The 14,035-nt window shown below is 44.6% G+C and carries 17 protein-coding genes; 2 read left to right on the top strand and 15 right to left on the bottom strand.

What is annotated here, in order from left to right; genetic code table 11:
- From glyQ to HMPREF9698_RS01910, 10 genes are all read right to left on the bottom strand, one after another.
- A complete protein-coding gene (gene glyQ, locus HMPREF9698_RS01950; RefSeq protein ID WP_003776782.1) occupies positions 1-933 on the bottom strand; it encodes a glycine--tRNA ligase subunit alpha in 933 nt (310 codons plus the stop codon).
- A gap of 256 nt (positions 934-1,189) precedes the next feature.
- A complete protein-coding gene (gene recO / locus HMPREF9698_RS01945) occupies positions 1,190-1,960 on the bottom strand; it encodes a DNA repair protein RecO (RefSeq protein WP_003776781.1) in 771 nt (256 codons plus the stop codon).
- Between the two features lie 8 nt (positions 1,961-1,968).
- Complete coding sequence (era, locus tag HMPREF9698_RS01940; RefSeq protein ID WP_003776779.1) at positions 1,969-2,901, bottom strand: GTPase Era; 933 nt, start codon at positions 2,899-2,901, stop codon at positions 1,969-1,971.
- Complete coding sequence (locus HMPREF9698_RS01935; protein WP_003776777.1) at positions 2,888-3,307, bottom strand: cytidine deaminase; 420 nt, start codon at positions 3,305-3,307, stop codon at positions 2,888-2,890. Before HMPREF9698_RS01935 ends, era begins: the two co-directional genes overlap by 14 nt.
- Positions 3,308-3,321: 14 nt before the next feature.
- Entirely contained in the window at positions 3,322-3,699 is a 378-nt protein-coding gene (locus tag HMPREF9698_RS01930; RefSeq protein WP_003776775.1) for a diacylglycerol kinase family protein, read from the bottom strand.
- Entirely contained in the window at positions 3,699-4,178 is a 480-nt protein-coding gene (gene ybeY, locus HMPREF9698_RS01925) for an rRNA maturation RNase YbeY (protein WP_003776772.1), read from the bottom strand. The genes HMPREF9698_RS01930 and ybeY overlap by 1 nt, the downstream gene beginning before the upstream one ends.
- Before the next feature lie 3 nt (positions 4,179-4,181).
- Positions 4,182-5,186, bottom strand: coding sequence for a PhoH family protein (locus HMPREF9698_RS01920; RefSeq protein WP_003776771.1), 1,005 nt, complete (start codon positions 5,184-5,186; stop codon positions 4,182-4,184).
- Between the two features lie 141 nt (positions 5,187-5,327).
- A complete protein-coding gene (locus HMPREF9698_RS01915; RefSeq protein ID WP_003776770.1) occupies positions 5,328-5,771 on the bottom strand; it encodes a GatB/YqeY domain-containing protein in 444 nt (147 codons plus the stop codon).
- 26 nt (positions 5,772-5,797) lie between these two features.
- Entirely contained in the window at positions 5,798-5,980 is a 183-nt protein-coding gene (rpsU, locus tag HMPREF9698_RS08625; RefSeq protein ID WP_003776768.1) for a 30S ribosomal protein S21, read from the bottom strand.
- A 236-nt stretch (positions 5,981-6,216) separates the two neighbouring features.
- Entirely contained in the window at positions 6,217-6,663 is a 447-nt protein-coding gene (locus tag HMPREF9698_RS01910; protein WP_309544215.1) for a Fur family transcriptional regulator, read from the bottom strand.
- Between the two features lie 82 nt (positions 6,664-6,745).
- On the opposite strand from HMPREF9698_RS01910, the gene HMPREF9698_RS01905 reads away from it, so the two are divergent.
- Entirely contained in the window at positions 6,746-7,555 is an 810-nt protein-coding gene (locus tag HMPREF9698_RS01905) for a pyruvate, water dikinase regulatory protein (protein WP_003776763.1), read from the top strand.
- Between the two features lie 81 nt (positions 7,556-7,636).
- Here the strand turns inward: HMPREF9698_RS01905 and HMPREF9698_RS01900 are convergent, their stop codons facing one another.
- The 4 genes from HMPREF9698_RS01900 to HMPREF9698_RS01885 all read right to left on the bottom strand — a co-directional run bounded on the left by HMPREF9698_RS01900 (position 7,637) and on the right by HMPREF9698_RS01885 (position 11,304).
- Entirely contained in the window at positions 7,637-9,112 is a 1,476-nt protein-coding gene (locus HMPREF9698_RS01900) for an MFS transporter (protein ID WP_040292337.1), read from the bottom strand.
- Between the two features lie 96 nt (positions 9,113-9,208).
- The gene (locus HMPREF9698_RS01895) at positions 9,209-9,622 is read right to left on the bottom strand and encodes a rhodanese-like domain-containing protein (protein WP_051011768.1); all 414 of its coding nucleotides are present in this window, start codon (positions 9,620-9,622) and stop codon (positions 9,209-9,211) included.
- A gap of 3 nt (positions 9,623-9,625) precedes the next feature.
- Entirely contained in the window at positions 9,626-10,600 is a 975-nt protein-coding gene (locus tag HMPREF9698_RS01890) for an ROK family glucokinase (protein WP_003776755.1), read from the bottom strand.
- A 17-nt stretch (positions 10,601-10,617) separates the two neighbouring features.
- Positions 10,618-11,304: a rhomboid family intramembrane serine protease gene (locus tag HMPREF9698_RS01885; protein ID WP_003776753.1), complete on the bottom strand. Its 687-nt coding sequence runs from the start codon at positions 11,302-11,304 to the stop codon at positions 10,618-10,620.
- 167 nt (positions 11,305-11,471) lie between these two features.
- Here HMPREF9698_RS01885 and rpmG point away from each other — a divergent pair, with 167 nt between their 5' ends.
- Positions 11,472-11,630, top strand: coding sequence for a 50S ribosomal protein L33 (gene rpmG / locus HMPREF9698_RS01880; protein WP_003776750.1), 159 nt, complete (start codon positions 11,472-11,474; stop codon positions 11,628-11,630).
- A 101-nt stretch (positions 11,631-11,731) separates the two neighbouring features.
- Here rpmG and HMPREF9698_RS01875 read toward each other — a convergent pair whose 3' ends face one another.
- The gene (locus HMPREF9698_RS01875; RefSeq protein WP_003776748.1) at positions 11,732-13,897 is read right to left on the bottom strand and encodes a peptidoglycan D,D-transpeptidase FtsI family protein; all 2,166 of its coding nucleotides are present in this window, start codon (positions 13,895-13,897) and stop codon (positions 11,732-11,734) included.
- Positions 13,898-14,035: the final 138 nt, after the last annotated feature.

Raw genomic sequence — 14,035 nt, 5'->3', positions numbered from 1 at the left:
TTATTCAAACCTTCCTTCATACTTGTCTAACCACTCTTGTCGCTTGTCATCTTCTATTAAAGGAAAAGAGAGCTTGTAGCGTTCGGCCACAAATTGTTTGGCGATGCTCCGAGCCATATTCCGAATTCGTTTCAGGTAGTCAGCCCGCTCAATGGCTGATACCACCCCTCTGGCATCCAAAAGGTTGAAAGTGTGGCTAGCCTTTAAGACATAGTCGTATGCGGGGTGGACTAGGCCAGCATCAATTAAGCGGAGGGCCTGGTTCTCATTAACCTTGAATTCCTGGATCAAGACTTGGGGGTCTGACTGGTCAAAGGAATAGGTTGAGTGTTCAAATTCAGCCTGTTTAAAAATATCCCCGTATAAAACGCCCTGGGTCCATTCCAGGTCATAGACGCTGGCCACTTCCTGGATATAAGAAGCCAGGCGCTCCAGGCCATAAGTCAATTCGACAGTCACCCGGTCCACTTCCATCCCCCCAACTTGCTGGAAGTAGGTAAATTGGGTGACTTCCATGCCATCCAGCCAAACTTCCCAGCCCAAACCAGCACAGCCTAGGGAAGGGTTTTCCCAGTTGTCTTCTACAAAGCGGATGTCATGGGCCAAGGGGTCAATCCCCAGAGCTTCTAAACTTTTTAGGTAGAGGTCTTGGATATTGCTAGGAGACGGTTTCATGACCACCTGGAATTGGTGGTGTTGGAAGAGACGGTTGGGGTTTTGCCCGTAACGTCCATCATCGGGCCTTCTGGAAGGCTCCACATAAGCGGCATTCCATGGCTCCGGTCCATTACTCCGTAAAAAAGTGTAAGGACTCATGGTCCCTGCCCCTTTTTCGGTATCATAGGCATTTAAAATAATGCAACCTTGATCAGACCAATAATTCTGCAGTGATAAAATAATTCCCTGTAAGGATAAAGCTTTTGTCTGCTCCATAATCCTATCCTTTCTAATAAAAAAGCCCCTATACCAACTCTTGGAGTCAGTATAGGGACGATTATTCGCGGTTCCACCCTACTTCTAGCAACAGTCGTTACTAGCCCTTGATTAGTACTCGAGAGGCCTTTCGATATAACAAGCTTTGCCTAGCTTCCACTCATCCAGGCTCGCTTTGAAAGCTCATTAGTCTACTTCTTCTGTCATCGTACTTGCTTATTGAATTAACTTCATTGTACTAAATCACAAGAAAAAGTCAATCACCATCTAGCATTGACCCCCATTTTTTCATCTGCTTGATAAATTTTTTGCTCTTTAAGCGGACTCCAACCAAGTCCTCATAGATGGTGTCAGTCAATTTCTCCAATGAGGCCTTAATCTCTGGGGCAATTGTGATGCTTTCAATATTTTTTAAGTTGACTTGCAAAAAGTTTTGGACATGGTAGATGGTTTTAGGGTGGAGTTGCAACCTGTGGGCATCTTGGTCCAGGTGGTTTGGACAAAGCAGGCCAGCATAGGCCCCAGAATAATCAAAGGGGCCTTGGCTTTTGCCACATACTTGACAAGTGAAAAAGTCAGGCATTACCCCAAAATAGTAGAGAAGTTTGATTTCAAAGATAAACATAATGACTTCTGGGTCTATGTCAGCTTCGATCTTACTTAAGCCGTAGTAAAGCTGGCGGAAGAGACCGTCTGCTGGTTGCCGGTCTCCCATACAGGCATCCACCAAACCACAAATATAGGTGGCATAAGCATTTTTAAAAATATCTTGTTGGATTAAGCTAAAAGCTTGAACAGACTTGGCATCCCGGATAAAAGACAGTCCTGTCTTTCTAATATCAACAATGTAGCGCCCGGCTGTAAAAGGTTGGATCAGGCTAGCCATGGACCGGTTGGGGTTTTTGGACCCCCGAACGTAAAACATCATCTTGCCGTAATGGTTTAAGAAGATTTTAACCAGGTAGTCTCTTTCCTTGTACTTGCGCTTGGATAAGACAAGCGCCTGGACTTCTTTTAATTCTGCCATAAAATCCCCTAATAGTTGTCTTCATTGTAGCCAAAGTCTTCTAAGCGACTGGGCTTGTCCCGCCAGTCTCTTTGGACTTTAACCCAGAGTTCCAAGTAAATCTTATCTCCCAGTAGTTTCTCAATATCTCGCCGAGCTAGGCTACCAATTTTTTTAATCATGGACCCTTGCTTGCCGATAATAATCCCCTTTTGGCTCTTGCGTTCGACAATAATGGTGGCATAGGTTTGGACTTTACCATCTTGGTTTCGGTCTACCTTCTCAGTTACTACTGCTACTGAATGAGGAATCTCTTCTCTAGCCAAGTCTAAAACCTTCTCCCGGATGAGTTCTGAAATAATAAAGTATTCGGGGTGGTCCGAGACCTGGTCGTCCGGGTAAAATTGGGGTCCAACAGGTAGGTAAGACTTGATGGTTTGAATGAGCTCCTGGATATTTTCCCCTTCCAAGCCTGAAGTTGGAACCACTTCGGCAAAGTCGAATTCCTCTTGGTAGTCGCTAATAACCGGTAGGAGGTCTGTTGGATCGACCTGGTCAATCTGGTTAATAATTAAAAAAACTGGCGTATCGATGGTTCGCAACTTGTCGATAATGAACCGGTCCCCCGGGCCAATCTTTTCCCTGACATTGACCACAAATAAGACCAGGTCCACCTCATTGATGGTCGACATAGCCGAATCCACCATAAACCGGCCCAGGCGGTGCTTGGGTTTATGTATACCAGGTGTGTCGATAAAGACAATTTGCCCCGCTTGGTCGGTGTAAATACCCTGGATTTTATTCCGGGTTGTTTGGGGTTTGTCACTGATAATGGTAATCTTCTGGCCTAATATTTGGTTGAGCAGGGTTGACTTGCCCACATTGGGCCGGCCAAGAAGGGTGACAAAACCTGATTTAAATGTTTTGCTATCTTTGTTTTCATTGTTTTCATTGTTTTCCATATTCCATGTCCCCTGGCTTAAAGTTGTCCGGTAATAGTTGTCCGATTGTCTGGCTTACCCAATCGCCCTTGCTGTTGACCATTAAAACAGGCATATCCGACTGGCAAAATTCGCTCATCACCTGGCGACAAGCCCCGCAAGGTGTAATGGGCTGGTCGGTTTGGCCAATGACGACCAAGTAGTCAAATTGGCGGTAGCCACTGGAGATAGCCTTAAAGATAGCCGTTCGTTCAGCACAGTTGCTGAGGCCATAGGAGGCATTTTCAATATTGCATCCAGCAAAAATCTTTCCCTCTCGGGTCAAAATGGCTGCTCCAACTGGAAAATGAGAGTAAGGTACATAGGCCTGGTCCAACATGACAGTTGCCTGTTTAATCATTTCTTTTACTTTGTCTCCATCTATCATAATGGGTCATCCTTTTAAAAAACTAGGGCGATCAACTTGGGTAAAAAGAGAAAGAGGCCAATAAAAACGGCAAAACCTGCTGCAAGCAGAGCCAAACCTGCTGCCAAATCCTTGATCTTTTTGGCCTGGGGATGGTAGTTGGGCATGACCAAGTCCACGATATTCTCAACAATGGTGTTGGTCGTCTCAGCCGAGATCACGCTAAAACAGGCAAGGCCCAACCACAAAAATTCAGGCCCTGAAAAAGAGAAAAGAAAAGCTAGGATAAAAACCACTAAACTAGCCAAGAGATGGAAGCGAAAGTTTCGCTCCTCCTTAAAGGCTGTGACTAAGCCCTGCCAGGCATAGTTAAATGACTGGCGAAAACTATTGTTCTTATTCGGTCCGGCCATTAGCGCCCAACCCCAAATTCAGCCAAGATGTTTTCTTGGAGTTGAAACATTTCCTCTTCTTCAGCCTGGCTGTGGTGGTCATAGCCATTCAAGTGTAAGAAGCCATGGACGACCAAGAAGGCCAATTCTCTTCTTTGGGAGTGACCGTACTCCTTGGCTTGAGACTTAACCTTGTCTATGGAAATAATTAAATCCCCCAACATAAGGTCAAAGGCTTGTAAAGGGGCCATATCCATTTGGCATAAGGGGTCGTCTTCGATAACATCCCGCATGGCAAAGGAGATAACGTCAGTCGCATAGTCCTTGCCCCGGTAGTCCCGGTTAATTTGCCGAATCTCCTCATTATCTACGATGGTAACCGACACCTCAACCTGGTCACTTAAGTTAAGATACTGGGCCGAAAAAACCAGCAAATCATGAACCAAGTCTCGAAAATTTGAGGATAGGGCATCGTTTTTATCGATAATTTCAATCTCCATTTCCTAGTCCTCTTCTTTCTCCTGGCTTTCTTCATCGGTTACTTGACCTTTTTTATGGCGGTCATAAGCTTCAATAACCCGAGTAACCAATTGGTGTCTAACCACATCAGCTGTTTCAAATTTAACGTGGCCAATACCCTGTGTCTGCTTGAGTATTTTATCCGCGTGAACCAAACCTGAAGTTACTCCTCTCGGCAAGTCGATCTGGCTGACATCCCCGTTGATAATCATCTTGGACCCAAAACCCAGCCGGGTTAAGAACATTTTCATCTGGGGAATGGTGGTATTTTGAGCTTCATCTAAGATCACAAAGGCATCATCCAGGGTTCGGCCCCGCATATAAGCTAGGGGGGCAATTTCAATGGTTTCCCTTTCCATCAAGCGATTGGTATGGCTCACCCCAAAGATAGCAAAAAGGGCATCATACAAGGGTCTGAGGTAGGGGTCGACCTTTTCTTTCAAGTCCCCTGGCAAAAAACCCAGGCTTTCTCCGGCTTCTACTGCTGGACGGGTTAAGATGATTCGCTTAACCTGGTTACGTCTGAGGGCTTCGACTGCCAAGGCGACAGCCAAAAAAGTCTTCCCAGTTCCGGCAGGTCCCAGGCCAAAGACAATGTCGTTGCGACTCACCGTATCTACATACCGCTGTTGGCCAACATTTCTCACCCGGATAGGCTTGCCGTCTACGTCTCGACCAATAATATTTTCGTACATTTTAATGAATTGGTTAATCTGCCCACTTTTAGCCAAACGAATTGCGCTTAGGACATCGGACTCGGTAATTTGACTGTTCTTTTCATACAAAAATTCCAATTGGGAAATGATCTCACCTGCCAAGGTGACCCGGTCTTCCTCACCCTTGAGGATCATCTTATTACCCCTAGTGGAGAGGGTAATGTCCAGCTCTTCTTCCACCAAGGCTAGGTAGCTATTTTGGGATCCAAAGATGGCGATAGCCGCCTCGGGATCCTCAAATGTCCTTACCGATTGAAATGTTTGGTCTGTCAAAAATGATTCGCTCCTTTTATCAATATTCCCCCCTATAATAGCATACAAAAGGGGGCCTTGCCATTTTGGTGGTGATAAAAAGGAAAATTATTTAAAAATCTTGGGATAGGAAAAGGACCAGGTTAGCCTGGTCCTTTCGATCTATGATAAGTATTGTTTGACAATTGAATTGACCTGGCCACCATCTGCCCTACCTTTAACCTTGGGCATGATGGCTCCCATAACCTTGCCCATGTCTTGCATGGACTTGGCTCCAGTTTCCTGGATGGTTTCTTGGACAAGTTGGTCGACTTCTTCATCTGTTAACTGCTCTGGTAGGTAGCGGTCAACAACTTCCAGTTCTCCTTTAACTTGGTCCACCAAATCATCCCGGCCAGCTGACTGGAATTCTTTTAAAGAATCTTGGCGCTGTTTCTTCTCGCTAGAGATAACAGCGATCTCATCGTCTTCAGACAAGTCAGCCTGCTTGTTCAATTGTTCTTTTTGTAGCGATGATTTGAGCATCCGAATGGTCTTCAAGGATTCTTTATCCTTAGCCTTCATCGCCTTTTTCATATCATCGTTTAATTGTTCTAGAATGGTCAAGACGATCTCCCTCGCTACTTATTCACTTAACGTCTTCTGCGGTTACGTTTTCTAGCCTCTTCAGATTTTTTCTTTCGTCGAACACTTGGTTTTTCGTAGTGTTCACGTTTACGTGCTTCTCTTAACGTACCACTTTTAGAAACAGAACGTTTGAAACGACGAAGAGCGTCATCAATGGACTCACCTTTTTTGACATTTGTTTTAGTCAATGCAGTTCCCCTCCCCTCGTTCGTTCAGGTAGTTCCGTTTGCAGATGAAAACACATTTCATTACGAACTTCCTTACCTTGGGCAAAAGCCTAAAAACAATATTAATTGAATGATTATTCAATTCAAGTTTCATTATATAAAACATGACCAAATCAGTCAATAACGGCTTCACTTATTTTTTACATTTTTCACAAAAAAGATACGCCTAAGCTAGCTATTGATGGGCTTAAGCCGGACTAAGATGCCTGATGGTTGAGTTTTTGATTACATTTTTCACACAGGCCGTAGACTTCAAAACGGTGGGACTGGATCTCACATCCTGGGAGTTGGACCTGGAAGTAGTCTAGGGGGCAGGCATCAATTTCCCTGGTCTGGCCACAGTTTTTGCAAATAAAATGGTGGTGGTGGTCATGGACATCACAGTGAGACCGAAAGACTTTTTCTCCTTTTAACTCGGTCTTCTCGATAATACCGAGGTCATAAAAGGTATAAAGGTTACGATAGATGGTGTCTGGGCTGATCCCCTGGTAGTCTTGGCTCATCTTGGCCTGGACGTCACTAGCTGACAGGTACTTATCTTCATCATAGAGAATTTCAACCATCCTTTTTCGTTTGGAGGTTAGTTTTAACTTGTTGTCTTTTAAGATGTCAAGTGCTTCTTCATAAGTTGTCAACTTCTCCACCCCTTCTAGCTCATGTATTCAGCTACTACTTATTGTATAATTATACTAGGTTCAAGACAGAAAAACAAAGGAGGATGATTCAATGAACCCTGGTCTTATCATCTATACCCTTTCCGATTCAGTCGGCAATACGGCCATCAATGTAGCCAAAAGTGCTCTAGCCCAGTTCCCTAGCCACAAGGTCCCCATTAAAAACTTTCCTTTTATCAAAGACGACCAAGAACTCTTGGCTATCCTAACCCGGGCCAAAGACAGGGAAGCTATGGTTATCTATAACTTTGCCAAGCTAGACCATGTCAGCTTGGTGGAGAGCTTTCAAGAGGAACATGACCTCTTTGCCTTTAACCTCCTGACCCCCTTGACCGAATACCTAGCAGACCGGATTGGGCATGCCCCTAGCCAAGAAGCTGGGGCCAACCACCAACTAAACCAAGCCTACTTCGACCGGATCAATGCCATGGAATTTGCCGTCCAATATGATGACGGCCAAGACCCCAATGGTTTTTTGCAGGCGGATATTATCTTATTGGGAGTTTCCCGAACTTCCAAGACCCCTCTTTCTATTTACCTGGCCAATGAAGGCTTTAAGGTAGCCAACCTCCCTGTTATGCCGGAATCCACCATTCCCAACCAAATCTATCAGGTTGACCCAAGGAAGATTATTGGCCTCACCAACAGCAAAGACCTTTTACTGGCCATTCGCAAGGAACGGATGCGGGCATATGGCTTGGATGACAACATGCTTTACTCTACCCAAGAGCGAATAGAGGCTGAACTGGACTTTGCCAACCAGCTCTACCAAGACCTGGGTTGCTTCACCATCAACGTCTCCAACAAGTCCATAGAAGAAACAACGGCCATCATCAAGGACTACTTAAGCCAGGAAGAGTAAAGGGACAGGAGTAAAGTTGTACAGGCAATTAGGTCTAGCAAACCATTAAAATAAGGCACAGGACTTGTGCCTTATTAAAGTCTATTGGTCTGGTTTTTCTTTAGGGTCTTTTAAAAAGAAGATCAAGATCATGGCTAGGATTGAAAATATAGCCACCAAGATAAAGGCGCCTCGGACTCCTGCCATATTTAAGTCTGTCGGACCGCCATCTTGGAAAACCCCCACCGATTGGCCGGAAGTGGCAATAGTCACCAGGGTCATGATGATAAAGGAGAGGGAAACGGCAAAACTTGAAGAGATTTGCCGGACCGTTTGCCGGGCTGAAGTCGCATGTCCCATATCTTCCTTGGCCATAATATTCATGCCAGCAGTGGTAATAGGGATATTAAACAAGCCAAAACCGGCTGATAAGATGCCGTAGTAAATCATCAGTAAGTAAAGGGAGCTAGCTTCATTGAGGGTAACTAGTAATAAGGACCCAACTAAAAGTAAGATACCACCGATAAGGCCAATCCGAGCCACTCCAACCTTGTCATAAAGTTTGCCTGAGATAGGAGCTAAGATGGTTTTGATGATACCAGCTGGCATTAAGATTAAGCCTGCTATGGAAGCCCCCAAGCCCCTAACAGTTTGAACATAAATAGGGATAACATTGGATAGGCAAGAAATAATGACAATCCCCAAGGTGGCTACCAAGACAGCCCGACGGTAATAGGTTTTTTTAAAGAGTCTAAGATTTAAGATTGGTTGGTCTGCCTTGAGGTTGAAGTGGATAAACTTGGCGACAAAGACTAAACCGATAAGCAAGCTGACCCAGGCAATGACCGAAGAAAAACCGGAAGAACCAAAGACTGACAAGCTAAAGAGGAGGAGGCCAAAACCAATGAGGGAGTCCCGGATATTGGCCCAATTAATGGTTAAATCTGCATTTGGCAATACATCGGGTAAGACCAGCCAAGTTAAAGGAACCAATAAAAGGGTGATTAAGGCCCAGATGTAGAATAAAATTTCCCAGGTGAAAGCATCAACAATGACCCCACCGACAAGGGGACCCAGTGCTGGACCAATACCAATAACCCCACTCATTACCCCCATAGCAGTGCCTCGGCTTTCAACCGGCATCAAGGTCAAGAGGACGGTCTGCATCAAGGGGATGATCATCCCAGCCGCTATACCCTGGATGACTGTCCCCATGACCACAACCGGAAAATTAAAGCCCAGACCAGTCAAAAAACTACCGGTACAGAAGAGGGCCAACATTAAAATAAAAAAGTTCCGTGTCCGGTACTTGGTCATGGCAAAGGCGGTTATGGGGACCATAATCCCTTTGACCAAGGTATAACCCGAGACAATCCACTGGCCTAGGCTAGGGTCAATGCCCAAACTTTCAATCATATTAGGCAAGGCGGTAGACATGGCCGTTTGGTTGAGAACCACAATCACGGCTCCTGTAAATAAAACGGCAAAAATTTGCCAACGGGGGATTTGTAAATTGTCCCTTTTGGTCAACTGGTTTGCAAGGAAGTGTTTGAAGGTTAATTTATTTTCACTACTCAATCTCAAGACTCCTACTAAATAGAAAGAGGAAATCACAATGATCTCCTCTTGTTTTCCACTGATTAAAGTAACATAGACATGTTACTGAATCGAGTCTTAATTGTCAAGCCTGTCACTTTTTGTCCGGCCATCCCAATTGGAAAAGCCATCTTTTAAGTAATAGATATCTTCAAAGCCGTTTTCCTTTAATTTCAAGCCTGCCCGCAAGCTCAGCATCTTGTTTTCTTCATATAAATAAATGGGTTGGTCCTTACGTAATTCATTCATTCTTTGTTTAAACTGGGAATAAGGGAGGCTCCTTGCCCCTAAAATATGCTTGCGTTTAAATTCATCCTTCTCCCGGACGTCGATGACTTGGGCCTTGCGGATGTCCTCTTTAAATTCCTCATTGGTCAAAGGAGTCGCAGCCTTCCTGCGCCGGACAAATTGGACAATCTCATAAATTGCCCAGCCCAAGCCAACTACAATGATTAACAATCGTAAAGCATTATTTATATCCAATCCAATCATCCTTTAAGCTAATTTTTCTTTTAAAACTAAAGATCCTGCCCCGATCACCCCGGCATCACTTTCCAGTTGAGCAATCTTGACCCTGGTCTTATCCCTTAGGGGCGGAAACAAGTAGTCGGCCAGGTGTTTTTCCACGGTTTCCTTTAAAATAGCTCCTGCCTGAGATACCCCGCCACCAATCACAATAACAGACGGATTGACAATATTGGCAATATTGCCGGCGGCGAAGGCTAGGTAATCACAAACAATGTCGACGATCAATAAAGCTAAGTCGTCCCCTTGCTTAGCCAGGTCAAAAATGACCTTGGCCTCCAAATCTCCCCGGTCAGCCACTTGGTAGAGCTGACTTTGACCCTTATTTTCAGCCAACATTTGTTGGGCCACCTTAACAATACCACTGGCACTGGCGATGGATTCCAGGCAGCCAGACTTGCCACAAGTACAAGGGAAGTCAAATCGGTCATTGGATACAGTTAAGTGGCCGATTTCACCAGCTGTATCATGGGCGCCGTGGACCAGCTGGTTGTCCAAGATGATCCCCCCGCCTACTCCTGTTCCAAGGGTCATAAAGACCAGGTTGGGGTCTTGGTCTCCAGCCCCCTGCCATTGTTCACCTAAGGCGGCCACATTGGCATCATTGTCCAGGTAAAAGTCTAGGCCTAACTCTTCTTCCATGGTTGCTTTAACTGCTTGGACCTCCTGCCAGTTCAAGTTATAGGCCCCCACAACTGTCCCTGCCTTGCGGTCAACAGAGCCAGGAGATCCCATGCCAATGCCTAAGATGTCTTGGCTAGTCAACTTCCATTCCTCTAACTTGGCCTGAATCGAAGCAATCATATTCGGCAGGATCTGACTCCCATGGTCTTCTGTCTGGGTCTTAATCGACCATTTGTCCACTATCTTGCCAGTTTGTGTGAGTAGGGCAAACTTAGTCGTGGTCCCACCCAGGTCAATTCCGATTAGCTTGTCTTGTGCCATAAGTACGTAACTCCTCGTTAAAAGTTGATATAGAAAATTTCATTATAGCCCCAAAAAATACCCAATAAGGCTATTGCAATATAAATTAAGGTGTATTTCAATTGACTACCAGGATTGTGAGTTTTGGTAATCATATAAGTTGCCAAGTATCCTCCGACTAAACCACCCAAGTGGCCCATATTGTCAATGCCTGTTGACAATATCCCAATAAAAATATTAAGTCCAATTAATAGACCATACTGGCTGGCAATATTTTGGATTTGAATCCGGTTAGGGTAGATGCGAGACAGGGCTATGGTAGACATAAATAAGCCAAAAATCGCAGTTGAAGCCCCAGCTGAAATGGAAATGTTGAAGGCAAATGAGAAGATATTCCCCATTATACCTCCTAGCAGGTAAAGTAAGGCATATTTAAAGTGGCCGAAGAAATACTCCAAATTTGATCCTAAGTAATAAACAATCAATAGATTAAAGAGGATGTGGGCCAGGCCAATGTGGAGAAACATTGGGGTGATTAGCCGCCACCACTGGTTAAAATAAATAATAGCAAAGTTGAACTTGGCCCCATACTGGATTAAAACCTCTGTATTTTGCGACCCACCACTCAGTGTCATCATAATATAGACTATAACAGTTATAATGATGATGGCATAGGTAACATAAGGCTTGTTTTGAATGCTAGCTAGTTTTCGATTTTGCACCATATCATCTTCCTCAATTTTACATAAGCTATCATAAAGTATAACATACCTGGCTCCTAATAAGGAAAAAATTCCGGGCCCTTTGGTTAATTTTCATTGGATTTTTCATGAAAAACATGGTATCCTAGTCGGGTGTAAGAGTAATTAAGAAAGATTTAGGAGGTTGAAACATGCGCGTTAAGGTTACTTTAGAATGTACTGAATGTGGCGACCGTAACTACATTACAACTAAAAACAAACGTAACGATGAACAAAGACTTGAATTAAGAAAATACTGCCCTCGTTTGCGTAAAATGACTTTACACCGAGAAACAAAGGGTAAAAACTAAAGTAAAAAAGTGTTGGTGGGATGCTCCCACCAACACTAAATATTATAGAATCAAAAAAGAGTAGCTGAAAAGCCAGCTACTCTTTTTTATTGGCCAAATACCTAGGCCGCCTGGTCAGCTTGGTCTTCCTCTTCCTGAACGACTTCTTCCTGGGCTTCTTCTTCATCGCCTTCATCTTCTTGGTCGTCTGCATCCTCAGCAAATTCGCCAACGCCAAAGTAGGCATCCATCACTCGTTTGCTGGCATTCATGTTTTCAATATTATTGATATTGTCTGGCAGGTAAGGCACCACAGCAGCGACGGCAATTTCAGGATTGTCGTAAGGGGCAAAACCAGTAAAGTTCATGTTAATGACACTGGTTCCGCGGAGGTCCGGGTCATTACTCCAGTAAGAGGCTTGGGCAGTCCCTGTTTTACCGGCTGCCACATATTCCGCATCACCAAAGACTTTAGGCAAGGTCCCATAGTCTCCATTGACTGCTAGGTACATCCCTTCCTTGACCCGGTCCATCTGTTCGGGTGTTACATCGATTTGGTTCAAAATTTTTGGTTCAATCTTGGTTTTCAACTGACCCACTTCCCCTGTTTCAGGATGAGTTCCCCGGATTTCGGAGACGAAGCGTGGTGCATACCGAGTACCTCCGTTGGCAATAGTAGCAATATATTGGGCCAATTGGAGGGGGGTGTAGGTATCAAACTGGCCAAAAGACTGGTAGAGAGCTGAGCCAGGGCTTTCAACCGGACTTTGCTGGCCAATCATTTCATTTGGTAACTCTACCCCAGTGGGTACCCCTAAACCAAATTGGGAGAAGTAGTAGCGCATCTTGTCGATGGACTTTTGATAGTCCATATTCAACTGCTCACCTGGTTCATAGTCCCATTTGTCTCCCATCCGCATGGCTAGCCTGGACATGTAGATATTGGAGGAATATTGGATGGCCTGAGTTTCATTGAGGGGAACCGACCCACTTTGGTTAAAGACGGATGAAATACTGCTAGTTCCAGTGAAATTCATGGGGGCATCGACAATGATATTGTTGGAATCATCTAAGACCCCATCCATGTAAGCTGATAGGACGGTCGCCCCTTTGACACTGGACCCCATTTCAAAGAATTTAGTTAAGTTTCCCATGGCGTCATCGACAATTTCTCCGTCACTGTTCACCCGCTTTCCGGTAAAGCCAAGGATTCCCCCATCCCTTGGGTCAATGGCTATCAGGTAGATAGAATCATTGAGGCCCCGTCTCTTGTTGAGGGAGTCAATGGCGATGCCTTCCATTTTTTCCTGGAAATCAATATCGATATTTAAAACCAGGTTGTCCCCCTTGCTACCCGCATAGCGGACATTTTGGGAAATAATCTCTCCCAGCTTGTTGGTTTCCGTTTCGACTTTAGACTTGCTACCACTCAAGACATCTTCAAATTGGTATTCCAAATAGGAAATCCCAACCCGGTCATTACGGGAATAACCCTTAGCTAGGTATTCACCAATCCGCTCTTCTGGGATACCCGTTTCCTCGCTGGAGACCTGGCCGAGAATGGACTTGAGCATATTGCCTTCAGGATAAACCCGTTGCCAGTCCACTCCAGTATCGACCCCTGGTAGGTCATCCAAGTTTTCGCTGACCTGGGCTAGCTCTTGGGAAGACACGTCTTGGTTTTTGATATTAACCGTACTCAGGGCATAGGCTGAAGTCATGGTCGAAAAAATTGAAGTAGCGGTTTTTTCCTCATCCGAAAAAGACTTAAGTTGGTCTTCATCGATAAAATCCAAGCGGTCACTGCTTTCCATTTCTTCAATGTCATTGGCTTCCATGTAAGCTTCAACTTGATCATCAATTTCGTCCCGGTGAATAGCGTAGTAGTAGTCCTTCATTTCCCTTTCGGTAATATCTGGGTCATCAGATTCAAATGGGTCGGCATTTGGCAAGTCGATAATATTAGCCAATCGGTTGGCAACATTGGCCATGGCTTGGTTGGAGACGTTCTGCCCCCGTGTATAGGTAATAGTATTGTGGGCTTCATTGCCCACTAATTTGTTGAGCTGGTTATCGTATATTTCACCCCGGGCTACCGGGCCACTGATAACCGTGCTTTCCGTCCGGTCAACTTCAGCTTGGTATTCTTCCTCTTTAATGATTTGCATATAAGCCAGACGCAGGATAAAAGTTGCAAATAAAATAAAGACAACAAAAAACAGCAAATTTAATCGAAATGGAATTTGCGATTTTAACTTTTCTCTTCTTCGCTTGTTAGGCAATTTCAAGCCTACCCCTCCGTTAAATAATCTACTCCTAATTTTATCAAATCCGACCAGGAAATGCATGGGGTTTTCCCTAAACTTTTCTAAAGATTGTCTCGCGACCAAATTAAAAAACCAGTTGCCAAACGAGTCAATCGTCTA

It is taken from the genome of Alloiococcus otitis ATCC 51267 (assembly GCF_000315445.1).
GTDB classification, from domain to species: Bacteria; Bacillota; Bacilli; order Lactobacillales; family Carnobacteriaceae_A; genus Alloiococcus; species Alloiococcus otitis.
This window is presented reverse-complemented; position numbering and strand designations above follow the sequence as displayed.

Coding starts and splice junctions, on each gene's coding strand:
- HMPREF9698_RS01935 (WP_003776777.1), bottom strand. CDS start 3,307: ATGATAGATGGAGACAAAGTAAAAGAAATGATTAAACAGGCAACTGTC.
- recO (WP_003776781.1), bottom strand. CDS start 1,960: ATGGCAGAATTAAAAGAAGTCCAGGCGCTTGTCTTATCCAAGCGCAAG.
- rpmG (WP_003776750.1), top strand. CDS start 11,472: ATGCGCGTTAAGGTTACTTTAGAATGTACTGAATGTGGCGACCGTAAC.
- HMPREF9698_RS01905 (WP_003776763.1), top strand. CDS start 6,746: ATGAACCCTGGTCTTATCATCTATACCCTTTCCGATTCAGTCGGCAAT.
- HMPREF9698_RS01885 (WP_003776753.1), bottom strand. CDS start 11,304: ATGGTGCAAAATCGAAAACTAGCTAGCATTCAAAACAAGCCTTATGTT.
- HMPREF9698_RS01930 (WP_003776775.1), bottom strand. CDS start 3,699: ATGGCCGGACCGAATAAGAACAATAGTTTTCGCCAGTCATTTAACTAT.
- HMPREF9698_RS01895 (WP_051011768.1), bottom strand. CDS start 9,622: ATGATTGGATTGGATATAAATAATGCTTTACGATTGTTAATCATTGTA.
- HMPREF9698_RS01890 (WP_003776755.1), bottom strand. CDS start 10,600: ATGGCACAAGACAAGCTAATCGGAATTGACCTGGGTGGGACCACGACT.
- glyQ (WP_003776782.1), bottom strand. CDS start 933: ATGGAGCAGACAAAAGCTTTATCCTTACAGGGAATTATTTTATCACTG.
- era (WP_003776779.1), bottom strand. CDS start 2,901: ATGGAAAACAATGAAAACAATGAAAACAAAGATAGCAAAACATTTAAA.
- ybeY (WP_003776772.1), bottom strand. CDS start 4,178: ATGGAGATTGAAATTATCGATAAAAACGATGCCCTATCCTCAAATTTT.